This window comes from Mycobacterium sp. VKM Ac-1816D, assembly GCF_000416385.1.
Lineage (GTDB): Bacteria > Actinomycetota > Actinomycetes > Mycobacteriales > Mycobacteriaceae > Mycobacterium > Mycobacterium neoaurum_A.
The window spans coordinates 265,779-287,597 of sequence record NZ_AOHQ01000138.1 but is presented as its reverse complement, the minus strand read 5'-3'; the positions used below and the strand labels follow the sequence as shown (position 1 = coordinate 287,597).

The following is a 21,819-nucleotide window of genomic DNA, read 5'->3' as shown; positions in this document are numbered from 1 at the left end:
TTAGACCTGGGCCAGGATCACAGTAGTCTGGATCGCTGTGGAGATCATTCCGCCGCGACTCAAGGAGCCGGCCTACCGGCTGTATGAAATGCGGTTGCGCCGCGAATTGGCGCAGTCCCGGTCCGAACTCCCACGTCACATCGCGGTGTTGTGTGACGGAAATCGCCGTTGGGCACGCGATGCGGGCTTCGACGATGTCAGCTACGGATACCGCAGGGGCGCGGCCAAGATCGCCGAGATGCTGCGCTGGTGCCAGGCCGCCGGCATCGAGCTGACGACGGTCTATCTGCTGTCCACGGAGAACCTGCAACGCGACCCCGACGAGTTGGCGGCGCTCATCGAGATCATCACCGATATCGTCGAACAGATCTGCGCGCCCGAAAACCGTTGGAGCGTACGCACGGTCGGTGACCTGGAGTTGCTCGGCGAGGAACCGGCCCGGCGGCTGCGTGAGGCGACGGAACGGACGGTGGGCAGCACCGGCGCCGCCGGCCCCGGAGTGCTGCAGGTCAACGTCGCCGTCGGCTACGGCGGTCGGCAGGAGATCGTCGACGCGGTGCGCGGACTGCTCAGCAAGGAACTGGCCAACGGCGCCACCGCCGAGCAGCTGATCGAATCGGTCACCGTCGACGCGATCTCGGAGAACCTCTACACCTCGGGCCAGCCCGATCCGGACCTGGTCATCAGAACCTCTGGTGAGCAACGACTCTCCGGATTCCTGTTGTGGCAGAGCGCCTACTCGGAGATGTGGTTCACCGAGGCGCACTGGCCAGCCTTCCGACGGGTCGACTTTTTGCGCGCGTTGCGCGACTACACCAATCGGCACCGCAGGCACGGGTTGTAGCAGCGATGTCGGGGCTGTCGGCGGTCGTCTTCGCACTCAGCTGGTGGCTCGGGTTGTACCTGTTGGCGCGCGACCCCCGCAAGCCGGTGCTGGTGCTGGCCGCGGCCGGGTTGGCCAGCTTCGCCGCCGTCGTCGCCCTCGACGCGGTGCGCACCGTGACGGGTTCGGAGCTGCTCGGCCGCATCGAGGTGTTCCTGGTGGTGGCGCCCGGCATCTTCTGGTTCGCGGTGCTCGTCGAGCTGTCCAGACCGATCGACACCTGGCGCAGCCGGGTCGGTGAGATCGCCTGCGTGTGCGGTGTTGCCGTCATCGCGCTCGGTGGCGCGGCACTGGCCGGCAGTGTCGACGGACCGTTGCGCGCCGGCCACTGGCTCATGTTCGGGGCGGTCTCGTTGCCATCGCTGGCCGCGATGGTCACCACCATGCTGCGGCCCGCCCAGCCCGTCTCGGTGGTGCGGTTCGTCCTGGTGGCGACGTTGTTCTTCGCCCTCGGCAACGCCATTCTGGTCATCCCGCTGGGACTGCTGCCCAGCGGACTGGCGCTGGCCTCCACAGGATTCGACGTGGCCCTGCTCGGCGTTGCCGTCGCGCTGTGGGACGCCTTCGACGAGGGGCAGGCGCTCAAGGCCGATATGGCGCGCTCCTTCGTCGGGACGGCCGCGGTGGCGACGGTCTTCGGCGGACAGGCCGTGATCGGCCTCGCGGTCGCGGGGGAGTCGGCCCAGCCTGCGCTGACCGTGCTGCTGTTCACCAGCCTGGCGCTGGCCATCGCGATCAACGTGCTCGCCGATCCGCTGGCCGGGGTGCTGGACCGGCTGACCTTCTCTCCCGCGCTGCGGGCCGACCGGGCGACCCTGCGCGGCACCGAGGCGGCGCTACCGCTGCGGTCGGACAACCCGCTCGACGAACTCGACGATGACACCTTCGCCCGGCTGACCCGCCGCGCCCTTGGCCACTACGGTGACCTGTCCAAGCTGGTGGCCAGCCCGCTGTGCGCACTCCCGGCGATCGACGCCCGGCTGGCCGCCCGCGGCGCACCGGATCAACCACTGGAGCGGGCGAACGAATTGCGGGCACTGCTGGCCGACCGGATCGCCGCGCTCAAACCGCGCGATGGCGGAGCTTTCGGCACCGGGGAGCAATGGCGGCATTACAACTCGCTGTATTTCCCCTATGTCGTCGGTGTGCGGGCGTATGCGCAGAACGCCACCGCCGCCGGTCTCGACCCCGTCGCCCGACAGGCCTGGCAGTGGTTCGTGACCGAGGTTCCCCAGCGCTCACTGCACAACTGGCAGAACGCCGCGGCCCGGATGATCGCGGCGGATCTGCGCGGCGCCCAGCCGGTTTCGGCCGCCTGACTTCGGCCGACAGGTCGCTTCTCCTCGGACTCCGCCCTCGGCCGCATCGGCGCTGACCTGCGGTTGGCAGTAGTTGGCAGTGTTCGGCGTCGAGCTGGCAGCGGTCGCTGAGCAGTCTCAGAGGTGGCAGAAGCAATTTCGGCCAACCGGTGCGGGGACGTCACGCACACGGCGGGAGCAGGTGCCGGCGTGTCGAGGCTTGCGGGGCGCTCCCGCACCGGTCTCCTCCTGTTCACCGTCGAAAGGAAGACCATGTCCGCCATCACCGCTGGAGTCACATCCACCCGATCCGACGCGTTCCTGAGGTTGGCCATGCGCGCCGACGCCCTCATCAGCGGTATCGCCGGCGTCGGCCTCCTGCTCTTCGCGCCGCGTGTTGCCGAACTGTCGGGCACCACGGCCGCGACCGAGTATGCGACAGGCGCATTCTTCGTCGGCTTCAGCGTTGTCGTCCTGGCGTTGGCGGCTCGTGACGCAGTGCGCACCTCCGGGCTGATCCTGGCGATCGGCAATTTCCTGTTCACCGTGCTGACGGTGGGTGTGGTGCTGGCCGGCGTCTGGCCGTTGACGACCACCGGCGTGGTCCTGGTGCTCGGAACCGGCGTCTACACGTTGGTGATGGCCGAACTGCAGTACGTCGGCGTGCGCCGCATCTGATACCGCGCAACTTCGGCGCGCTGACGTTCGCTCACCGAACGTTTGCGCGCCGAAATCGGCGGCTCTACAGCTTGCGCAGGCGCAACCGGTTGATCGAGTGGTCGGAATCCTTGCGCAGCACCAGGGTGGCGCGGGGCCGGGTCGGCAGGATGTTGTCGATCAGGTTCGGGCGGTTGATCGAATGCCAGATGTCACGGGCGGCGAACACCGCCTGCTCATCGGTCAGCGTGGCGTAATGGTGAAAGTGCGACGCCGGGTTGGCGAACGCGCCCGCCCGCATCGACAGGAATCGGGAGATGTACCACTTCTCGATGTCTTCGATGCGGGCGTCGACGTACAGCGAGAAGTCGAACAGGTCCGACACCATCAACGCGGGCCCGGTCTGCAGGACGTTGAGTCCCTCCAGGATGAGGATGTCGGGCTGGCGGATGCGCTGCTTGTCGCCGGGGACGATGTCGTAGATCAGGTGCGAGTACACCGGCGCGCAGGCCAGATCGGCACCCGACTTGACCGCCGTGACGAACCGCATCAACGCCCGGCGATCATAGCTCTCCGGAAACCCCTTGCGGTGCATGAGATTCCGCCGAGTCAGCTCGGCGTTGGAGTAGAGGAATCCGTCGGTCGTCACCAGGTCGACGCGCGGGTGGTGCTCCCAGCGGGCCAGCAGCGCCTGCAGCACGCGCGCGGTGGTCGACTTACCGACCGCCACGCTGCCTGCCACCCCGATGACGAAGGGCACCGGCCGGTGCGGGTTCTGCTCGCCGAGGAACTCGGCGGTGGCGGCGAACAACCGTTGGTGGGCGGCCACCTGCAGATGGATCAGCCGCGCGAGCGGCAGATAGACGTCTTCGACCTCGGCCAGATCGATCTGCTCACCGAGACCGCGCAGGCCGATCAGTTCGGCCTCGGTCAACGCCAGTGGGGTCGACATGCGCAACGAACGCCACTGGGTTCGATTGAACTCCACATACGGGCTCGGCTCGCTGGGCCGCGACATCCGTCAAGTCTTGCATCTACCGTTGAGGCCATGAACGCCAGCACCCTCATCGATGAATATCTGTTGCTCGGGCTGCGCTTCGACCGGGTCGAGGAGGGTTACGTCGACTCGTTCACCGGCGACCCCGCGTTGCGCCGGAAGGTCGCCGACGAGCCGGCGCCCGATCCCGCGGATCTGGCCAGGACCGCCCAGCGGCTGCTAGCCGAGGTGCCCGCCGCCGAAGGGCTCGACGCCCAGCGCCGCGCCTACCTGTCGGCCCACCTCAAGGCGCTGGCCTGCGCGGGCCGCAAATTCGCCGGTGAGGATGTCGGGTTCGTCGAGGAGGTGCGCGAGTACTTCGATGTCGACATCGTCAAGGGTGACCAGGACCGCTACCGCGACGCGCACCGCAGGCTCGATGAAGCGCTCGGCGGCAGCGGGCCACTGGCGCAGCGGCTGCAGTCCCACCGCCAGGCCGAGGAGATCCCGCCGAACCGGCTTGAGGAATGCATTCACGCGTTCTCCTCGGCGCTGCGCGACACGGTGCGCACCACCTTCCCGCTGCCCGACACCGAGACCGTCACCTATGAGGTCGTCACCGACAAGCCGTGGTCGGGCTTCAACTACTACCTCGGCGACTACGCCTCGACGGTGGCGGTCAACGCCGACCTCAAGCAGCAGATGTCCAACCTGCCGCGACTGGTGGCCCACGAGTCCTACCCCGGGCATCACACCGAGCATTGCCGCAAGGAAGCCGGCCTGGTGGCCGGGCTGAACCAGCAGGAACAGACCATCTTCCTGGTCAACACCCCGCAGTGCCTGATGGCCGAGGGGCTGGCCGACCTGGCTCTGTACGCGGCCATCGGACCGGACTGGGGCGCCTGGGCGACCGAGATCTACGCCGATCTGGGGTTGCGGTTCGACGGTGAGCGTTCGGCGGCGGTCTCCGAGGCCGCCGCGGCGCTGGCCGATGTCCGTCAGGACGCGGCGCTGATGCTGCACGACGAGCACCGCGATGTCGACGACGTGGTCGCCTACCTGAGCCAATGGTTGTTGGTGTCCGACGAGCGGGCCCGGCAGATGCTGCGCTTCCTGTCCTCGCCGCTGTGGCGGGCCTACACCTCCACCTACGTGGAGGGCTATCGGCTGCTGCGCGCGTGGCTGGACGATCGGCCTGCCGAGGTGTCGCTGACCGAGCGCTTCACCAGGCTGCTCGACGAGCCACTGATCCCGTCCAGCCTGCGGTAACTGTCGCCGCCGGTGGGGCGATAGGCTTGCCCCATGACTGCTGATTCGTCGATCGCCGCACCCGGCACTGATTACGCCGCCACCGCCAGCGAGGCCTACCGCGCCGCGCTGAAGGTCATCGAGTCGGTCGAACCGCGGATCGCCGAGGCCACCCGCCAGGAGCTCGCCGACCAGCGTGATTCGCTCAAGCTGATCGCCAGCGAGAACTACGCCTCACCCGCGGTGCTGCTCACCATGGGAACCTGGTTCTCCGACAAGTACGCCGAGGGCACCATCGGTCACCGCTTCTACGCGGCGTGCCAGAACGTCGACACCGTCGAGGCGCTGGCCGCCGAGCATGCCCGCGAGCTGTTCGGCGCGCCGTACGCCTACGCCCAGCCGCACTCCGGTATCGACGCCAACCTGGTCGCGTTCTGGGCCATCCTGGCCACCCGCGTCGAGGCGCCGGGCCTCGCCGAACTGGGCGCCAAGCATGTCAACGACCTGTCCGAGGCGGACTGGGAGACGCTGCGCGCCAAGCTGGGCAACCAGCGGCTGTTGGGCATGTCGCTGGACACCGGCGGCCACCTCACGCACGGGTTCCGGCCCAACATCTCGGGCAAGATGTTCCACCAGCGCAGCTACGGCACCGACGCGCAGACCGGCCTGATCGACTACGACGCCGTCCGCGCCGCGGCCAAGGAGTTCAAGCCGCTGATCCTGGTGGCCGGCTACTCCGCGTACCCGCGCCGGGTGAACTTCGCCAAGATGCGCGAGATCGCCGACGAGGTCGGTGCCACCCTGATGGTCGACATGGCCCATTTCGCCGGTCTGGTCGCGGGCAAGGTGTTCACCGGTGACGAGGATCCGGTGCCGCACGCCCACGTCACCACCACCACCACGCACAAGTCGCTGCGCGGCCCGCGTGGCGGTCTGGTGCTGGCCACCGAGGAGTACGCACCGGCCGTCGACAAGGGCTGCCCGATGGTGCTCGGCGGACCGCTCTCGCATGTGATGGCCGCCAAGGCCGTGGCGCTGGCCGAGGCCCGCCAGCCCGCGTTCCGCGATTACGCGCAGGCCGTCGCCGACAACGCGCAGTCGCTGGCCGAGGGGTTCACCTCCCGTGGCGCCCGGCTGGTCACCGGGGGTACCGACAATCACCTTGTCCTGCTCGATGTCACCTCCTTCGGGCTGACCGGCAGGCAGGCCGAGTCGGCACTGCTGGACGCCGGAGTGGTGACCAACCGCAACGCCATCCCGGCCGACCCGAACGGGGCCTGGTACACCAGCGGTATCCGGTTCGGCACCCCGGCGCTGACCACCCGTGGTTTCGGTGCTGCCGAGTTCGACAAGGTCGCCGAGTTGGTCGTCGAGGTGCTGTCCAATACCCAGGCCGAGGGGACCTCGAAGGCGAAGTACGCCACCGCCGACGGTGTCGCCGCCCGTGTGCACGCCGCTTCGTCGGAGATGCTGGCGGCGAACCCGCTGTACCCGGGTCTGACGCTGTCGTAGTCGCGACCGCGAGGTCCGCGGCGTGACACGCGGCACGGAATTTCGGGGAACGTGTGTCGACGGGTTACAGTTACTTTCATGGCTGAGAAACCCGTTGCGAATGCGCTGACCCTCGAACTCGAGCCGGTCGTGGCGGAGAACCTGTCGCGACACCTCGCGACCGAGGAGCCCTGGTACGGGCACGATTACGTGCCGTTCGACCAGGGCGAGAACTTTGCCTTCCTCGGCGGCAAGGATTGGGACCCGTCGGATGTGACGCTGCCCAAGCCGGTCACCGACGCCTGCGAGATCCTGCTGATCACCAAGGACAACCTGGCCGGCTACCATCGCGAGCTCGTCGAGCACTTCATCCTCGAGGACAAGTGGGGACGCTGGCTGGGCCGCTGGACCGCCGAGGAGCACCTGCACGCCGTCGCGCTGCGCAACTATCTGGTGGTCACCCGTGAGGTGGACCCCACCGCCAACGAGGATGTCCGCGTCGAGCACGTCATGAAGGGCTACCGCGCCGACCGTCTCACCCAGATCGAGACGCTGGTGTTCATGGCGTTCTTCGAGCGTTCGCATGCGGTGTTCACCCGCAATGCCGAGGCACAGACTCCCGAACCGGTGCTGCGCGGGCTGCTCGGGCGGATCGCCGCCGACGAGGAGCGCCACACCGTGTTCTTCGCCAACCTGGTCGGGTACCTGCTGGACGGGGACAAGCGGGAAGAGACCATCGCCGCCATCGCCTCGCAAGCCGCCGCCCTCGACGTCGTCGGCGGGGATATCGACGCCTACGGTGACAAGCGGGCCACGGTCGCCGAGGCAGGCATCTTCGATGAGGCCACCAAGCGTGCGGTGGTGGCCGAGCTGATCACCTCGTGGGGACTGGCCGAGGTGCCGGAGTTACGAGAGTTCACCGGCGCGTAACCTGTTGTGCCGGTTGAGTCGGCGCGCCTGGCGGGCGGACGCCGCGCCGCGGGAGTAGCGTCGAGGTCGATGGCTAGCGAATTGCTTTGCTGTCCGGGCGGTACCGAATCTCTTCACGAGAACAGGACCGGCCCCGGTCCTGGTACCGCGCGCGCCCGCCGAAACGCCTTCGCGGGGCTCGCGGAGGTTCTAGGAGCGCCTCGTGACCGATTCGCCGATCCGGACCTACGTGCTCGACACCTCCGTGCTGTTGTCCGATCCCTGGGCAATTACACGGTTCGCCGAACATGAGGTGGTCGTCCCTCTCGTGGTTATCAGCGAGTTGGAGGCCAAACGGCACCATCACGAACTCGGCTGGTTCGCCCGCCAGTCACTACGATTGCTCGACGATCTCCGGCTGGATCACGGCCGCCTGGATCAGCCCATTCCCATTGGTACAGAGGGCGGGACGCTCCAGGTCGAGCTGAACCACAGTGACCCGAACGTGCTGCCCTCGGGCTTCCGCAACGACAGCAATGACGCCCGCATCCTGACGGTCGCCGCCAACCTGGCCGCCGAGGGCAAGTTGGTGACGCTGGTCAGCAAGGACATTCCGCTGCGGGTGAAGGCCGGCGCTGTCGGTCTGACCGCCGACGAATACCACGCCCAGGACGTCGTGACGTCGGGGTGGACCGGGATGGGTGAACTCGACGTCTCGGCCGAGGAGATCGACACGCTGTTCGCCGAGGGTGACCTGGATCTGGCCGCGGCGCGGGATCTGCCGTGTCACACCGGTATTCGCCTGCTCGCCGGGAGCTCGTCGGCGCTGGGCCGGGTCAACGCCGACAAGCGTGTGCAGCTGGTGCGAGGTGATCGCGAAGTGTTCGGCCTCCGGGGAAGGTCCGCCGAACAGCGCGTCGCGCTCGATCTGCTGCTCGACGAGTCCGTCGGCATCGTGTCCCTCGGCGGCAAGGCCGGCACCGGAAAGTCCGCCCTGGCGTTGTGCGCCGGCCTGGAGGCCGTGCTGGAACGCCGCACCCAGCGCAAGGTCGTCGTCTTCCGGCCCCTCTACGCGGTCGGCGGGCAGGACCTGGGGTATCTGCCGGGCAGCGAGAGCGAGAAGATGGGGCCGTGGGCGCAGGCCGTCTTCGACACCCTGGAGGGGTTGGCCAGCCCGGCGGTGCTGGAGGAGGTGCTCTCCCGCGGGATGCTGGAGGTGTTGCCGCTCACTCACATTCGCGGCCGGTCGTTGCACGACTCGTTCGTCATCGTCGACGAGGCGCAATCGTTGGAACGCAATGTGCTGCTGACCGTGCTGTCGCGGCTGGGTTCGGGATCGCGGGTGGTGCTCACCCACGACGTCGCCCAGCGCGACAACCTGCGCGTCGGCCGTCACGACGGGGTCGCCGCCGTCATCGAGAAGCTCAAGGGTCACCCGTTGTTCGCGCACATCACGCTGACCCGCAGCGAGCGGTCGCCGATCGCGGCGCTGGTCACCGAGATGCTCGAGGAGATCAGCCCCAACGCGCTGCCATGAGAGTGATTTGTGGAGTCGCAGCCGTGCTGCTGGCGGCTGCGACTCCGCAAATCGCAGAGGCACAGACCGTCGACTGTGCGGTGGTCAAATGCGTCGCGCTGACCTTCGACGACGGGCCGGCAGCCCCGACCGACAGACTTCTCGACGTGCTGACCGCCAACGGTGCCGGCGCGACCTTCTTCCTGATCGGGGACAAGGTCGCCGCCGACCCGGCCGCCGCCGCGCGGATCGCCGCGGCGGGAATGGAGATCGGCAACCACACCTGGAGCCATCCCGATCTGACGACCGTGCCGGCCGACCAGATCGCCGGCCAGCTCATCCGGGCCACCGACGCGATCGTGGCGGCCACCGGACAACGGCCCACGCTGATGCGACCGGGATTCGGCAAGGTCGACGACCGGGTGCTGGCTGCGGCAGGAGAGCAGAGCCTGGCCGTCGTCAACTGGGATGTCGTGCCGTACGACTGGATTCACGACCGGGACATCGCGGCCAGCCGCGCCCTGCTGATGAGTCGGGTGCAGCCCGGGTCGGTGGTGCTACTGCACGACATCTTCGACTCGACGGTGGATCTGGTCGAGCAGTTCCTGCCGGTGCTGCGGGCGAACGGCTACCACGTGGTCAGCGTCGGACAGCTGCTCGGGCCGCAGGCACCGGGCACCCTGTACGGCGGTGTCGAGAACGGACCCGCGGTCAACGCGCTGCGCTGACGTTTACCGATTTCGCCGATCGGATATCCGAAGGCATGGCGACTTTGGTGGAGCAGTACGTCGGAGCGACCGTGTACGACGTGGCGGGGGAGAAGATCGGCAAGATCGACAAGCTGTTCGTCGACGACAAGACCAGGGAACCGAAGTGGGCCCTGGTGCGCTCCGGGTTCATGGGCATGTCACACGCGGTGGTGCCGCTCAAGGCCTCCCGCCGAGGTGAGGGCGCGGTAAGCGTCACGGTGACCAAGGACGCGGTCAAGGACGCGCCCACCGTCCAGACCGACGAGGGCATCACCCTCGACGAGGCCGACCAGCTCAGCAGGCACTACCGGCTCGATGAGGAACACCCGGAGGCCCCGGAGCCGCCGCCGCCGAGCAGCCACTCCTCGGTGCTCGACATCGCTTCCGCCGCAGCAGGTATCGGCGGCACGGCGGTCAACACCGCGGCCTATACCGATACCACCGCCGACGATGCGGTCGACACCCCGCCGCGCTGATCGTGCCCACCAGACGCATGTGCCCCCGAAAGCCGCAGCTTTCGGGGGCACCGGCGTGTGCTCGCGGGGTGGGTTACTCGCCCGGCGCGACCTTGGCCATGGCCAGCACATCGAGACGCTTGTCCAGCTCGGCTTCGGAGAGCTTGTCGCCGATCAGGCCGCGGTCGATCACGGTCTGGCGGATGGTCTTCTTCTCCTTCAGCGCTTCCTTGGCGACCTTGGCGGCCTCCTCGTAGCCGATGGCGGAGTTCAGCGGCGTCACGATCGACGGTGAGGACTCGGCCAGCTGCAGCAGATGCGCGTCGTTGGCCACCAGGCCCTCGATGCACTTCTCGGCGAACAACTTCGACACGTTGGCCAGCAGGGTGAACGACTCCAGCACGTTGCGGGCCATCATCGGGATATAGACGTTGAGCTCGAACGCACCCGACAGACCACCCACGGTGACCGCGGCGTCGTTGCCGATCACCTGCGCGGCGACCTGCGTGACGGCCTCGGGCAGAACGGGATTGACCTTGCCCGGCATGATCGAGCTACCCGGCTGCAGGTCGGGCAGCTGCAGCTCGCCGAGCCCGGTGAGCGGCCCCGATCCCATCCAGCGGATGTCGTTGGCGATCTTGGTCAGTGAGGCGGCGATCGTCTTGAGCGCACCGGACGCCTCGACAAGACCGTCACGGGCGGCCTGGGCCTCGAAATGGTCGACGCACGGCCGCAATTCGGCGATACCGGTCTCGCTGACCAGGACCTCGACCACCTTGTCGCCGAACCCGTCCGGCGCGTTGAGGCCGGTGCCGACGGCGGTGCCGCCGATGGCGAGCTCACCGAGGCGGGGCAGCGTCGCCTTGACCCGTTCGATGCCAGCCTCGACCTGCCGGGCGTAACCGCCGAACTCCTGGCCCAGGGTCACCGGGACCGCGTCCATCAGGTGGGTGCGACCGGACTTGACGGTGGTCCGCCACTGCTTGGCCTTCGACGCGAGTGCGGCGTGCAGCAGCTCGAGCGCGGGGATGAGATGGCGCACAGCGGCTTCCGTCGCGGCGATATGGGTCGCCGTGGGAAAGGTGTCATTCGAGCTCTGCGACATGTTGACGTCATCGTTGGGATGCACGGTCACGCCGTTGGCGGCCGCGATCGAGGCGATGACCTCGTTGGCGTTCATGTTGGAGCTGGTGCCCGAACCGGTCTGGAAGACGTCGATCGGGAACTGGTCGTCGTGGCGGCCGTCGGCGATCTCGGCGGCCGCGGCGATGATGGCGTCGGCCTTGTCGGCGGCCAGCAGGCCCAGGTCCTTGTTCACCTGCGCGCAGGCGCCCTTGAGCAGACCGAGGGCGCGGATCTGGGTGCGCTCCAGCGGCCGGAAGGAGATCGGGAAGTTCTCCACCGCCCGCTGGGTCTGGGCACGCCACAGGGCGTTCTTGGGCACCCTGACCTCGCCCATGGTGTCGTGCTCGATGCGGTATTCGGTGTCGTCGACAGCGCTGTCGGGCATTGTGCTCCCTGTTTCGTTGAGGTGTGATCGATTACGGAAGTGGATGGGCGGCCGAGCTGTCGCCGGTGAAGTTGACCGCGGAGTATTCGTTGAGCTTGGACAGCCGGTGATAGGCGTCGATCATCCGGACGGTCCCGGACTTGGACCGCATCACGATCGACTGAGTGGTGCACCCGCCGCCGAAGTAGCGCACGCCCTTGAGCAGGTCGCCGTCGGTCACACCGGTGGCGCAGAAGAAGACGTTCTCGCCGGCCACCAGGTCCTTGGTGGTCAACACGCGGTCCAGGTCGTGGCCGCGGTCGAGCGCCCGCTGGCGCTCCTCGTCATCGGTGGGGGCCAACGTTGCCTGGATCTCCCCGCCCATACAGCGGATGGCGGCGGCGGCGATGATGCCCTCCGGGGTGCCGCCGATGCCGACCAGCAGGTCGGTGCCGGAATCGGGCCGGCAGGCCGCGATGGCGCCGGCGACGTCACCGTCGGAGATCAGCCGGATGCGGGCCCCGGCCGAGCGCACCTCCTCGATCAGCTTGGCGTGCCGGGGGCGGTCCAGGATGCAGACCGCGACATCGGAAACCGAGGCCTTGCGGACCTTGGCGATGCGCTGGATGTTGGCCGCGATCGGGGAGGTGATGTCGATGAAGTCGGCGACATCGGGTCCACCGGCGATCTTGTTCATGTAGAACACGGCCGACGGGTCGAACATGGCGCCCCGCTCGGCGACCGCGAGCACCGAGATGGCATTGGGCATGCCCTTGCTCATCAGCGTGGTGCCGTCGACGGGATCGACGGCGAAATCGCAGTCCGGCCCGTCCCCGTTGCCGACCTCTTCACCGTTGTAGAGCATCGGGGCGTTGTCCTTCTCGCCCTCGCCGATGACCACGACGCCCTTCATCGAGACCGAGTTGACCAGCTCGCGCATGGCGTCGACGGCGGCACCGTCCCCGCCTTCCTTGTCACCGCGGCCGACCCAGCGGCCGGCGGCCATGGCACCGGCCTCGGTGACACGGACGAGTTCGAGGGCGAGGTTGCGGTCCGGCGCTTCCCGGCGCGTAGGCGTCATAGCTGCAGATTGTCCCATTAGCGGGGTCGACTGAGGGAACTGGGATACTGGCTGTCATGAGCACCCCGGAACCTGGCCAGGACGGCGGCCGCGACGAGACCGTGGTCGTGCCCGTCGCACGACCGGCCAAGGACCGGCTGTTACACGACGGCCGCGATATGTTCTGGTCGATGGCGCCCCTCGTGGTGGCCTGTGTGGTGCTCGCCGGACTGCTCGGCATGTGCTCGTTCCAGCCCAGCGGTCCAGGTCAGGGAGCCGTGCCCAGCTTCGACGTGCCGGCCGCCCTGAAGTCCGATGCCCAGACGCTGAAGTTGGCGGTGCGGCTGCCCGCCCTGCCCGAGGGCTGGCAGGCCAACTCCGGTGGCCGCGGCGGCATCGACGGCGGGCGCACCGATCCAGCGACCGGACAGTCGGTGCGTGCGGTGACATCGCGGGTGGGCTACCTGGCGCCCGACGGGATGTACGTCAGCCTGACGCAGAGCAACGCCGACGAGGCCCGGCTGGTCGGCTCGATCGACGTCGAGGCGGTGCCGACCGGGGCCCAGGATGTCGACGGAGTGACCTGGGTGGTCTACGAGCCCGGCGAGGGGGAGCCGATCTGGACCACCCGGTTGTCGGGTCCGGCCCAGATCGCCATCACCGGCGCGGGTACCCCCGACGACTTCCGCACGCTGGCCAAGGCCGTGCAGACCCAGCAGCCGCTGCCCACGAGCTGACCTCGCGCGCCGACGGTGCGTACAGATCGAGTTCTCAGCCGCTTTCGCGGTCTGATGCCACCGTCGGGATATCGGCACTGGCCGGTTCCGGAGTTGCCGGCGCCTGCCGGCGGGCCGTCCTCGCCCGCGCGATGAGCCTGCGCAACACACCGGGCTCATCGGGCTCGTCGTCGGCCTCCGTCCCCATGTCCATCGGCACGCCCTTGTAGACCCACAGATAGACGCTGATGGTGGTGACGATGACGATCATCACGACCGGCCCGATCACGATGCCGAGGAACCCGAACATCGTGATACCGGCGAAGACCGACAGCAGCATCAGCGCCGAATCGAGCTTGGCCTCCTTGGGTACCAGGATCGGGCGCAGCACATTGTCGATATTGGTCACCACGATGATGTGGAAGGCGATGACGAAGATGCCGCCGATCACGTTGCCGAACAACACGAGCCCGATACCGAACGGGATCGTCACGATGCCGCTGCCCAGCGGGATCACCGACAGCGCCGACAGCAGGATCGCGAAGATGAAGAAGCCGTCGTGGAAGCCCGCGATGTAGATCGAGATGGCGCCTGCGACGCCCTGGACCACCGCGATGACGAACTGTCCGCGCACGGTGCCGCGAACCATGGCGGCCATCTTGGCCAGGTAGAGATCGGTGGCCTCCTCGCCGAGAGGGTTGAGGCGGCGGATCAGCAAGCGCAGCTCGTCGCCGTTGACCAACAGCGAGATGAACACGTAGAGGAAGATGATCGCCGCGGTCAGCCCGCCGAACAGGCCGCCGAGGGCGCCCTGCAGGAAATCCAGACCCCATTCACCGGCGCGCTGGGCGAAGGTCACCACCCAGTGCTGCACCTGATCGGTGGTGATCTCGGTGCTCTTCATGAACGGCACCTTGTCGAGCAGGGTGTTGACCGCTTTGAGGGTCTTGTCGCCGAGTCCACTGAGGTCGGTGCGGCCCACCCAGTCGGACACGCTGCGGATCATGTTGCTTATCTGCATCACGCCGAAGGCCACCGCACCGCAGATCGGGATGATCACGACGGCCAGCGCGGTCAGCAGCGTCAGCGTCGCCGACATGCTGGAACTGAATCGGGCGGTCAGGCGGTCATACAGCGGGTTGAACAGATAGGCCACCACCGCGGCGACCACGATGAGGATGAAGAAGCCGCGCAGGAAATAGGCACCGAACACCAGGGCGATGACGGTCGCGACAGCCAGGGCCCGCTTCTGGCTGAGAGTGAACTCAGTTTTCACGGCTCTATTTGACCGGTTGATTCACTGTTGCGCGAGCTTCGCGATGTGACCGAGCAGATCCGGGTAGCGCAACATGTGCGAGCCACCGTTGAGGTCGAGCACCTCACCGGTCAGCCAGGCGGACTTGGTGAGGAAGACGACGGCCTCGGCGATGTCCTCGGGGGTGCCCGCCCGGCCCAGCGGCGTGTTCTCCACGTACTCCTCGACGACACCGGGAATCAGTGCCGCACCCTCGGTCAGCGGGGTGTGCACGAATCCGGGTGCGATGGCGTTGACCCGGATACCGCGCGGTGCGAACTCCAGCGCGGCGACCTGGGTGAGCATCGACAGCCCGGCTTTGGCCGCGCAGTAGGCGCTCATCCCGGCGGCGGGCTGGCGGCCGTTGAGCGAGGACATCGAGATCAGCGAGCCGCCCTCGGTGAGGTGTCTGCCCGCGTACTTGGCGACGATGAACGCGCCGTTGAGACAGACGTCGATGACGTCACGGAAGTCCTGCACCGCGAGGTCGACGATGAGGCCGATGGTGGAGAACCCGGCGCAGCTGACGACGGCCTGCACGGGACCGACACTGTCGAAAAGCGTTGCCACCGAGTCCTCGTCGACGACGTCGACTTCTGCGGCCCGGTGTGGGTCGCCGAGTTCGGCGGCGCGGGCATGTGCGCCGTCGCCGTTGCGGTCGGCGATGACGACGCGGTAGCCCTCGGCGGCCAGCGCCTGCGCGGACGCCCAGCCGATACCGGAGGCGCCGCCGACGACGATCGCCGTTCTGTCTTTGCTCATGCCTCGTCTTCCGTTCGCTCCGGTCCTCGCTCGTTCCTCGCTGCGATCCTCACTCGCGGTCGACTTCGGGGGCTCATGCCTGCGCTCCGTCCGGTCGGGGGTCGCCCCACTTCTCCGTGATGGCCGCCCACGGGTCGGCGTATCTACGTCCGCTGCCGTGATTGGGGCTCACCCTGGTCAAGATCTGTTTGGCCAGCGGTGCCACCAGCCGCAGCAGCGGCCGTTTGATGCCGGCGTTCTCGGCCGTCTCTATCAGCATGTCCGGCCACGAATGTTGTTGGAATCGGAGCACTTCTTGGGCCCGGGTGGTGTCCATCCAGTCGGTGTTGAACCAGGCGGCGTCGTTGCCGGGGTCGCCCTTGAGCCCGGTCGGCAGCCCGCCGACCAGACCCAGCGCGGCGGCCATCGCCGGTGCGATGTCACCCTGCACGAGCCGATGGGTGGCGTCATCGCCACCGACCAGCAGGGTCTCACCGACGGCGTCGGCGGTGGTGGCGGCCGCGAAGGCACGGGCCACGTCGCGCACGTCGACGGTCTGGATCCGGCCGTCGATGGGCAGCATCGCCTCGAAGGTGAAGTTGTCGAGCTTCATGTAGGACCCCGGGTCGGCCGTCAGCACGCCGCCCAGGCGCAGGATCACCCAGTCCAGATTCGAGGTGCGCACGATCTTCTCGGCCTTGACCTTGTGATCGCCGTAGATATCGGCCGGATTGACGGGCGTGTCCGCGGTGAGCACGCCATCGACGGTGTGCGGGTTGCGTGAGCCGTACACCGCGATGCTGGAGGCGAGAACGAATCGGGCTGGCTGCGAGAGCTTTTCAGCCGACCGCACCAGGCTGGCGGTGGCCTCGACATTCACCTTCTCGGCAAGACCGCGACGCTGGTAGATGAAGGGCGGGATGACCGCCGCCAGGTGGATGATCGCCGCGGGTGCGGTCTGGGTCACCAGCGCCCCGACGGCCGCGGGGTCGGTCAGGTCGGTCCAGCGCACCGTCACCCCGGCGGGAAGGGATTCGGCGGCTTTGCGATTGGGTGCATTGTCCAGATCGGTGGCCACGACGCGGCGCCCGTCGGCGGCCAACCGGCGAACGGTCGCGGAGCCGACCAACCCAAAGGCCCCGGTCACCAGCACGGTATCGGTCATCACAACCCCATCAGCCGCTGGACAGAACGCCTGTCACAGTAGCGAACAAGATCGCCGTTGGTTAGGTAGTCTTCGGAACTTTTCCCTGGCCTGGCGATATCAGATCATTGCGGGTCGCGTGGGATCGCACGGCAACCGGTTGATCGGGCTACCCTGGTCGTAGTCGTGGGTTTCTCGCGTGCCCGATTCATCGGTTGCCGTCTGCGATTGCTCTGATAGTGATGGGAGCATCGCCGGTGGTCGATGTCGAATGTCAGCCCGATACCCGACTCGCGATCTGCGGACGCACCGATCTGCAGGGCAGCGTCGACGGCGCGTGGTGGCCGCCGAACTATGACTTACGGACCGAACTTCCGGACCTGGTATCGGTGATGGGCCGTTGGTTGGGCCCCGTGCGCCGAGTTCTGTACGACGCCAGTGTGTTTCCTGCGGCCCCCGCACGGGTGATCCGTGGCGGCGCGGCGATCTCGGTTGATCGATACTCCATGGTTGCGCCGGACACGCTGTATTTGGTCGGCAGCCACTCGCGCACGGCGTTGCTGTGGGTGATGCCACCGCAGACGCCGGCGACCGATGCGCGCACACTGCTCGCCACCGTTGCTGAGGCGGCGACGCCCATGACTGTCCGGCGATTGCGCGCGATCGTCGGCGGAGATCCCCTGAACTGTGAACGGATGGGGTGAGTTTGGCTTCCCGGTGCGGCGTCACGTACCCTGGTGGGCAAGCTTCCCCGGTTCTGTAGACTCCGTGCGGGAAGCCAGAGGCCGGGGCGCTACAGCGCCACCGGCCTTGTCCATATTTCGGGCATGTTCGGTGTGAACCGATCGACGACGGTCAGCTCTTCGGTGCTGCGGTCACGGCGGGCTGGGCGCCCTGGGACACCATCGTGTCGAACAGCTCGGTGTAGTAGGGCATGCATTCGGCCATTGCCTGTTCGGTGGTGAACAACGGCTCGTACCCGAGATCGCGCCGCGCTTTGGCGATCGAGAAGTAGTTGTTCAGGTAAAGCCGTTCCACGGCAAGGGGTTCCACCAGAGGCTCGCGAATGCCGTACTTGAAGTGCAACCACTGCCAGCCCATCATCGCCTTGTGTACCAGCCGACCAGAGACGCGGAAGTTGGGAAGCTTGCGACCGCACGCCACCACCACCGGGCGGGCGAACTCGAACATGTTCAGCGGCTCACCGTCGTTGATGAAGTAGGCCTGTCCGGGTGCGGTGCCGCCTGGCACCAGATGTTCGCCAGCCAGGATGAAACCATGAATGAGGTTGTGCACGTAGGAGTTGTCGAGCTTGATGTTCTTGCTGCCGACGAGCACCTTGACGTGGCCGGCCAGCACGTTCTCGAAGACCTTGCGGAACATGGTCTGATCACCGCGGCCCCAGATGCCGCTGGGCCGGATCGAACACGTCAGCATGCCGTGCTCGCCGTTCTGGCTGAGCACGAACTTCTCGGCAACCACCTTGGTCTCGGTGTAGAGATCGTTGAATCGTGCTGTGTAGGGCAATTTTTCGTCACCGTTGACGATGTCCTGGCCGCCCATCACGACACTGTTGGAAGCTGTGTAGACGAATCGCTTGACCCCGGCCTGCTGGCCGGCGTGCACCAGATTCTTGGTGCCCTCTACGTTGACCGAGAAGCTGCGCTGCCGGTATTGCTCGGTGACGGTGGCCCCGCCCATCAGGTCGATGATGGCCGCGGTGTGGAAGATCGTGTCGATATCCGCCACGGCGGTGCCGACGTCCCCGGCGTTGGTGATGTCACCGACGACGGTTGTCAGCCTGGGGTGGGCGGGCAGCGGCGAACGCACCCGGTCGAAGGAGCGGACCTCGTGTCCGCGTTCGAGCAGTGTGGTCACCAGGTTGGCGCCGACGAAACCGGAACCGCCCGTCACCAGCACTCGGCCCAGGTCAGTACGCAAAGTTGGGTCACCCATGTGGCGAGGATAACTGAAACGTGTTCCAGTTTTGAAGTCCTGGCCGATAAATCCGACTAATGCGGCTGCGTCGTCACTCGTCGTCGGTGGTGCCGGCGGCCAGCGTGTCGGCGACCTTTTGGCGGGCCCCGGCCAGGTGTTCTTCACAGCGTTTGGCCAGTTCCTCACCTCTTTCCCAGAGCTTGAGGGAGGCGTCGAGGTCCAGTCCGCCGTGTTCGAGCTGGCGCACCACCTCGATCAGCTCGTCACGCGCCTCTTCGTACCCCAACTTACTAATGGGCTTCATCTGCTCCCTCGCTGACTGCGGTGAGGGCGCCGTCGGCAACGCGCACCCGAAGTTGTCTACCGGCCGGCGCATCCGCGGTCGATCGCAGCACCTGGCCGCTGGAACTCCCGTCGAGCAACTGCACCACCGCGTATCCGCGGGCCAGCGTCGCCGCCGGTCCGAGCGTGCTCAGCCGCGCGGACAGATGCTCGAGCCGATCGGCCTGCACCGCGATCATCCGATTGATGTCTCGGCGTGCGGTGGCCCGCGCCCGCTCGATCTCCTCGGCGCGGGTATCGAGTGCCCGCAAGGGGTGCGCCAGCACCGGGCGTGAGCGCAGCCCCTCGATGATGTGTGCCTCGCGCCGCACCCAGTTGCGCAACGCTTGGGCACTGCGCCGTCGCATCTCGGTCACCCCGGCCTGCTCGGCGGCGGCGTCGGGCACGACGCGCTTGGCGGCATCGGTGGGGGTGGCTGCGCGCAGATCGGCCACCAGGTCGCAGACCGGATTGTCCGGCTCGTGGCCGACGGCGCTGATCACCGGTGTGGTGGCCGCGGCGATGGCGCGGCACAGCGTCTCGTCGGAGAACGGCAGCAGATCCTCGACGCTGCCCCCGCCGCGCGCCAGGATGATCACGTCGACATGCGGATCGGCGTCCAGCTCGGCCAGCGCCTCGACGATTTGAGCCACCGCGTTGAGCCCCTGCACGGCGGTGTTGCGGACCTCGAAGTGCACGGCGGGCCACCGTGCCGACGCGATGGCCATCACGTCGTGTTCGGCGGCCGACGCCCGGCCGGTGATCAGCCCGATGGTGTTGGGCAGGAACGGGATGGGGCGTTTGAGCCGCGGGTCGAACAAACCCTCGGCGTCCAGCAGTCGGCGCAGCCGCTCGATACGGGCCAGCAGTTCACCGATGCCGACGGCGCGGATATCGGTCACCCGCAGCGAGAACGTCCCACGGCCGGTGTAGAACTGCGGCTTGCCATAGACGATGACCTGCACACCCTCGGCCAGTTTGACCGGCGCGTTGGCCACCAGGTCCCGCGGGCAGGTGAGGGACAGTGACATGTCCGCGGCCGGGTCGCGCAGGACCAGCCACGCGGTGTTCGAGCCCGGACGCATGGTCAGCTGCGCGATCTGCCCCTCCACCCACACGGTGCCCAACCGGTCGATCCATTTGGCGACCCGTGTCGCAACCGCGCGGACCGGCCACGGGTTCTCCGGGGACTGGCCGGGCTCGCTCACTTGGCCGACGCGCGGGTGATCCTGTTGGCGATCAGCGTCTGGAACGGAGCGCGTGCCTTGTTGGCCTCCTCGAAGGCCAGTAGCGCCTCCAGATCGGTCAGCTTCAGTGAGGTCAACCGGGCGCGCAGCTGCGCCAATGTCAGCGTCTCGTAGCCGATCTTGTCCACGATCGCCGGAACCTCGCCGTTGCTCGTCGGCGCGGTGGCCGCCCCCGGCGCCTCCGGACGAACCTCGCCCTCGCTGAACAGCGCGAACCGGCCTTCGGAGCGATTGGCGACCTTGTCTCCGGTGAGACGTGTCACCGACGCGAGGTCGTCAGAGTCGTCGGCATCGGCGGCGTCGGAGAAGCGATCGCGCGGTTCGTCCTCGTCGAACGTCGCCCACTCCGGCTGTTCGTCCTTGGGCGGGAACAGTTCCTCGAGTGCCTCGTCACCGCGATTGACCAGGTCGGCGACGTCCTGCTGCACCTTCATCACCAGATGCGCCAGCTGGCTGGCCACCGTCATCGGATAGGTGAGGATGGTCTGGGGGAGTTTGCGGGTCTCGTCCAGGGCGGTCACTGCCGCACCCACCAGCAATCGAACTCCGTATGGTGCTGTTGCCATGGGGTCAGCCTACGGCTGGCCCGTGACGGGTGCGGGTAAGTACCCTGGATGCATGCCACCAACCGTCAACATGGGAATTCCCGGTGCCACCAGCTCGGTGGCCGCGCGGGTTGACGGCAAGCGCGTGCTGCTGGCCGAGCCACGCGGCTACTGCGCGGGCGTCGACAGGGCCGTCGAGACCGTCGAGCGTGCGCTGGAGAAGCACGGCGCCCCCATCTACGTGCGGCACGAGATCGTGCACAACCGCTACGTGGTGGACACGCTGGCCAAGGCCGGTGCCGTCTTCGTCGAGCGCACCGACGAGGTGCCCGAGGGCGCCATCGTGGTGTTCTCCGCCCACGGTGTCGCCCCGACCGTGCACGTCGAGGCAGCCGAACGCAACCTGCAGACCATCGACGCGACATGCCCGCTGGTGACCAAGGTGCACAACGAGGCCAAACGCTTCGCCCGCGACGATTACGACATCCTGCTCGTCGGCCACGAGGGTCACGAGGAGGTCGTCGGCACCGCCGGTGAGGCCCCCGACCATGTCCAGGTCGTCGACAATCCCGATGCCGTGGACAAGGTGACGGTGCGCGATCCCAACAAGGTGATCTGGCTGTCGCAGACCACGTTGAGCGTCGACGAGACCATGGAGACCGTGCGCCGGTTGCGCGAGAAGTTCCCGACGCTGCAGGACCCGCCGAGCGACGACATCTGCTACGCCACTCAGAACCGTCAGGTCGCGGTCAAGGCGATGGCGCCCGAATGCGATCTCGTCATCGTCGTCGGCTCGAAGAACTCGTCGAACTCGGTGCGGCTGGTCGAGGTGGCGCTGCTGGCCGGTGCCAAGGCCTCGCATCTGGTCGACTACGCCGACGATGTCGATCCCGCCTGGTTCTCCGGGGTGACGACGGTCGGTGTCACCTCCGGTGCGTCGGTGCCCGAGATCCTGGTGCGCGGCGTGCTGGACCGACTCGCCGAATACGGTTACGCCACTGTGCAGCCCGTGACCACGGCCAATGAGACGTTGGTGTTCGCCCTGCCGCGGGAGATCCGTCCGCCGCGCGGCTGACCCGGGTACGTTCGGGCGTTGTGGGCTCTCTGCGACGCATCATTCCCGCGGTCCTGGTGGCCGTACT

The 21,819-nt window shown here is 67.4% G+C and carries 22 protein-coding genes; 12 read left to right on the top strand and 10 right to left on the bottom strand.

Features of this window, described 5'->3' with window-relative positions; translation table 11 throughout:
• Nucleotides 1–37 precede the first annotated feature (37 nt).
• From G154_RS18185 to G154_RS18175, 3 genes are all read left to right on the top strand, one after another.
• Nucleotides 38–844, top strand: a complete 807-nt coding sequence (locus G154_RS18185) for a (2Z,6E)-farnesyl diphosphate synthase (RefSeq protein WP_019511368.1) — start codon at nucleotides 38–40, stop codon at nucleotides 842–844.
• A 5-nt stretch (nucleotides 845–849) separates the two neighbouring features.
• Nucleotides 850–2,202, top strand: a complete 1,353-nt coding sequence (locus G154_RS18180; protein WP_019511367.1) for a hypothetical protein — start codon at nucleotides 850–852, stop codon at nucleotides 2,200–2,202.
• Nucleotides 2,203–2,454: 252 nt separating this feature from the next.
• On the top strand, nucleotides 2,455–2,859 hold the full coding sequence (locus G154_RS18175) for a hypothetical protein (RefSeq protein WP_019511366.1): 405 nt from the start codon (nucleotides 2,455–2,457) through the stop codon (nucleotides 2,857–2,859).
• A 64-nt stretch (nucleotides 2,860–2,923) separates the two neighbouring features.
• On the opposite strand, the gene coaA is transcribed toward G154_RS18175, so the two are convergent.
• Entirely contained in the window at nucleotides 2,924–3,856 is a 933-nt protein-coding gene (gene coaA, locus G154_RS18170; protein ID WP_023986163.1) for a type I pantothenate kinase, read from the bottom strand.
• A 30-nt stretch (nucleotides 3,857–3,886) separates the two neighbouring features.
• Between coaA and G154_RS18165 the strand changes: the two genes are divergently transcribed.
• The 6 genes from G154_RS18165 to G154_RS25615 all read left to right on the top strand — a co-directional run bounded on the left by G154_RS18165 (nucleotide 3,887) and on the right by G154_RS25615 (nucleotide 10,203).
• Nucleotides 3,887–5,083, top strand: coding sequence for a hypothetical protein (locus tag G154_RS18165; RefSeq protein ID WP_019511364.1), 1,197 nt, complete (start codon nucleotides 3,887–3,889; stop codon nucleotides 5,081–5,083).
• A 33-nt stretch (nucleotides 5,084–5,116) separates the two neighbouring features.
• Nucleotides 5,117–6,574 carry a glycine hydroxymethyltransferase gene (locus G154_RS18160; protein ID WP_019511363.1) on the top strand — a complete coding sequence of 486 codons (1,458 nt, stop codon included), beginning with the start codon at nucleotides 5,117–5,119 and terminating at the stop codon, nucleotides 6,572–6,574.
• Nucleotides 6,575–6,652: 78 nt separating this feature from the next.
• Nucleotides 6,653–7,483 (top strand): acyl-ACP desaturase, encoded by an 831-nt coding sequence (locus G154_RS18155; RefSeq protein ID WP_019511362.1) that lies wholly within the window; start codon nucleotides 6,653–6,655, stop codon nucleotides 7,481–7,483.
• A gap of 202 nt (nucleotides 7,484–7,685) precedes the next feature.
• Entirely contained in the window at nucleotides 7,686–8,999 is a 1,314-nt protein-coding gene (locus tag G154_RS18150; protein ID WP_019511361.1) for a PhoH family protein, read from the top strand.
• Nucleotides 8,996–9,706 (top strand): polysaccharide deacetylase family protein, encoded by a 711-nt coding sequence (locus tag G154_RS18145; RefSeq protein WP_031601654.1) that lies wholly within the window; start codon nucleotides 8,996–8,998, stop codon nucleotides 9,704–9,706. The genes G154_RS18150 and G154_RS18145 overlap by 4 nt, the downstream gene beginning before the upstream one ends.
• Before the next feature lie 35 nt (nucleotides 9,707–9,741).
• Entirely contained in the window at nucleotides 9,742–10,203 is a 462-nt protein-coding gene (locus G154_RS25615; protein WP_019511359.1) for a PRC-barrel domain-containing protein, read from the top strand.
• A gap of 73 nt (nucleotides 10,204–10,276) precedes the next feature.
• Here G154_RS25615 and G154_RS18135 read toward each other — a convergent pair whose 3' ends face one another.
• Together G154_RS18135 and glpX are read right to left on the bottom strand one after the other, a co-directional pair.
• Nucleotides 10,277–11,692, bottom strand: coding sequence for a class II fumarate hydratase (locus tag G154_RS18135; protein ID WP_019511358.1), 1,416 nt, complete (start codon nucleotides 11,690–11,692; stop codon nucleotides 10,277–10,279).
• 31 nt (nucleotides 11,693–11,723) lie between these two features.
• On the bottom strand, nucleotides 11,724–12,752 hold the full coding sequence (gene glpX / locus G154_RS18130; RefSeq protein ID WP_019511357.1) for a class II fructose-bisphosphatase: 1,029 nt from the start codon (nucleotides 12,750–12,752) through the stop codon (nucleotides 11,724–11,726).
• A gap of 56 nt (nucleotides 12,753–12,808) precedes the next feature.
• Here glpX and G154_RS18125 point away from each other — a divergent pair, with 56 nt between their 5' ends.
• Nucleotides 12,809–13,468, top strand: a complete 660-nt coding sequence (locus G154_RS18125) for a DUF4245 domain-containing protein (RefSeq protein ID WP_019511356.1) — start codon at nucleotides 12,809–12,811, stop codon at nucleotides 13,466–13,468.
• Between the two features lie 34 nt (nucleotides 13,469–13,502).
• On the opposite strand, the gene G154_RS18120 is transcribed toward G154_RS18125, so the two are convergent.
• The 3 genes from G154_RS18120 to G154_RS18110 all read right to left on the bottom strand — a co-directional run bounded on the left by G154_RS18120 (nucleotide 13,503) and on the right by G154_RS18110 (nucleotide 16,647).
• Nucleotides 13,503–14,723, bottom strand: coding sequence for an AI-2E family transporter (locus G154_RS18120; protein ID WP_019511355.1), 1,221 nt, complete (start codon nucleotides 14,721–14,723; stop codon nucleotides 13,503–13,505).
• A 21-nt stretch (nucleotides 14,724–14,744) separates the two neighbouring features.
• Nucleotides 14,745–15,503, bottom strand: a complete 759-nt coding sequence (locus tag G154_RS18115; protein ID WP_019511354.1) for an SDR family NAD(P)-dependent oxidoreductase — start codon at nucleotides 15,501–15,503, stop codon at nucleotides 14,745–14,747.
• Between the two features lie 73 nt (nucleotides 15,504–15,576).
• Nucleotides 15,577–16,647, bottom strand: a complete 1,071-nt coding sequence (locus tag G154_RS18110) for an NAD(P)-dependent oxidoreductase (RefSeq protein ID WP_019511353.1) — start codon at nucleotides 16,645–16,647, stop codon at nucleotides 15,577–15,579.
• Nucleotides 16,648–16,868: 221 nt separating this feature from the next.
• Here G154_RS18110 and G154_RS18105 point away from each other — a divergent pair, with 221 nt between their 5' ends.
• Nucleotides 16,869–17,330: a DUF5994 family protein gene (locus G154_RS18105; protein WP_019511352.1), complete on the top strand. Its 462-nt coding sequence runs from the start codon at nucleotides 16,869–16,871 to the stop codon at nucleotides 17,328–17,330.
• A 151-nt stretch (nucleotides 17,331–17,481) separates the two neighbouring features.
• Here G154_RS18105 and G154_RS18100 read toward each other — a convergent pair whose 3' ends face one another.
• From G154_RS18100 to G154_RS18085, 4 genes are all read right to left on the bottom strand, one after another.
• Nucleotides 17,482–18,582: an NAD-dependent epimerase/dehydratase family protein gene (locus G154_RS18100; protein WP_023986162.1), complete on the bottom strand. Its 1,101-nt coding sequence runs from the start codon at nucleotides 18,580–18,582 to the stop codon at nucleotides 17,482–17,484.
• 73 nt (nucleotides 18,583–18,655) lie between these two features.
• Nucleotides 18,656–18,868, bottom strand: a complete 213-nt coding sequence (locus G154_RS18095) for an exodeoxyribonuclease VII small subunit (protein ID WP_023986161.1) — start codon at nucleotides 18,866–18,868, stop codon at nucleotides 18,656–18,658.
• Entirely contained in the window at nucleotides 18,855–20,093 is a 1,239-nt protein-coding gene (xseA, locus tag G154_RS18090) for an exodeoxyribonuclease VII large subunit (RefSeq protein ID WP_019511349.1), read from the bottom strand. Before xseA ends, G154_RS18095 begins: the two co-directional genes overlap by 14 nt.
• The gene (locus G154_RS18085) at nucleotides 20,090–20,698 is read right to left on the bottom strand and encodes a lipid droplet-associated protein (RefSeq protein ID WP_023986160.1); all 609 of its coding nucleotides are present in this window, start codon (nucleotides 20,696–20,698) and stop codon (nucleotides 20,090–20,092) included. Before G154_RS18085 ends, xseA begins: the two co-directional genes overlap by 4 nt.
• A 52-nt stretch (nucleotides 20,699–20,750) precedes the next feature.
• On the opposite strand from G154_RS18085, the gene G154_RS18080 reads away from it, so the two are divergent.
• Complete coding sequence (locus tag G154_RS18080; protein ID WP_023986159.1) at nucleotides 20,751–21,752, top strand: 4-hydroxy-3-methylbut-2-enyl diphosphate reductase; 1,002 nt, start codon at nucleotides 20,751–20,753, stop codon at nucleotides 21,750–21,752.
• Nucleotides 21,753–21,819: the final 67 nt, after the last annotated feature.

Excerpts from the sequence above, each read along its gene's own strand:
- G154_RS18180 (WP_019511367.1), top strand. The coding sequence starts at position 850 with ATGTCGGGGCTGTCGGCGGTCGTCTTCGCACTCAGCTGGTGGCTCGGG.
- G154_RS18175 (WP_019511366.1), top strand. The coding sequence starts at position 2,455 with ATGTCCGCCATCACCGCTGGAGTCACATCCACCCGATCCGACGCGTTC.
- coaA (WP_023986163.1), bottom strand. The coding sequence starts at position 3,856 with ATGTCGCGGCCCAGCGAGCCGAGCCCGTATGTGGAGTTCAATCGAACC.
- G154_RS18165 (WP_019511364.1), top strand. The coding sequence starts at position 3,887 with ATGAACGCCAGCACCCTCATCGATGAATATCTGTTGCTCGGGCTGCGC.
- G154_RS18160 (WP_019511363.1), top strand. The coding sequence starts at position 5,117 with ATGACTGCTGATTCGTCGATCGCCGCACCCGGCACTGATTACGCCGCC.
- G154_RS18155 (WP_019511362.1), top strand. The coding sequence starts at position 6,653 with ATGGCTGAGAAACCCGTTGCGAATGCGCTGACCCTCGAACTCGAGCCG.
- G154_RS18145 (WP_031601654.1), top strand. The coding sequence starts at position 8,996 with ATGAGAGTGATTTGTGGAGTCGCAGCCGTGCTGCTGGCGGCTGCGACT.
- G154_RS25615 (WP_019511359.1), top strand. The coding sequence starts at position 9,742 with ATGGCGACTTTGGTGGAGCAGTACGTCGGAGCGACCGTGTACGACGTG.
- G154_RS18135 (WP_019511358.1), bottom strand. The coding sequence starts at position 11,692 with ATGCCCGACAGCGCTGTCGACGACACCGAATACCGCATCGAGCACGAC.
- glpX (WP_019511357.1), bottom strand. The coding sequence starts at position 12,752 with ATGACGCCTACGCGCCGGGAAGCGCCGGACCGCAACCTCGCCCTCGAA.
- G154_RS18125 (WP_019511356.1), top strand. The coding sequence starts at position 12,809 with ATGAGCACCCCGGAACCTGGCCAGGACGGCGGCCGCGACGAGACCGTG.
- G154_RS18115 (WP_019511354.1), bottom strand. The coding sequence starts at position 15,503 with ATGAGCAAAGACAGAACGGCGATCGTCGTCGGCGGCGCCTCCGGTATC.
- G154_RS18110 (WP_019511353.1), bottom strand. The coding sequence starts at position 16,647 with ATGACCGATACCGTGCTGGTGACCGGGGCCTTTGGGTTGGTCGGCTCC.
- G154_RS18105 (WP_019511352.1), top strand. The coding sequence starts at position 16,869 with ATGGGAGCATCGCCGGTGGTCGATGTCGAATGTCAGCCCGATACCCGA.
- G154_RS18100 (WP_023986162.1), bottom strand. The coding sequence starts at position 18,582 with ATGGGTGACCCAACTTTGCGTACTGACCTGGGCCGAGTGCTGGTGACG.
- G154_RS18095 (WP_023986161.1), bottom strand. The coding sequence starts at position 18,868 with ATGAAGCCCATTAGTAAGTTGGGGTACGAAGAGGCGCGTGACGAGCTG.
- G154_RS18085 (WP_023986160.1), bottom strand. The coding sequence starts at position 20,698 with ATGGCAACAGCACCATACGGAGTTCGATTGCTGGTGGGTGCGGCAGTG.
- G154_RS18080 (WP_023986159.1), top strand. The coding sequence starts at position 20,751 with ATGCCACCAACCGTCAACATGGGAATTCCCGGTGCCACCAGCTCGGTG.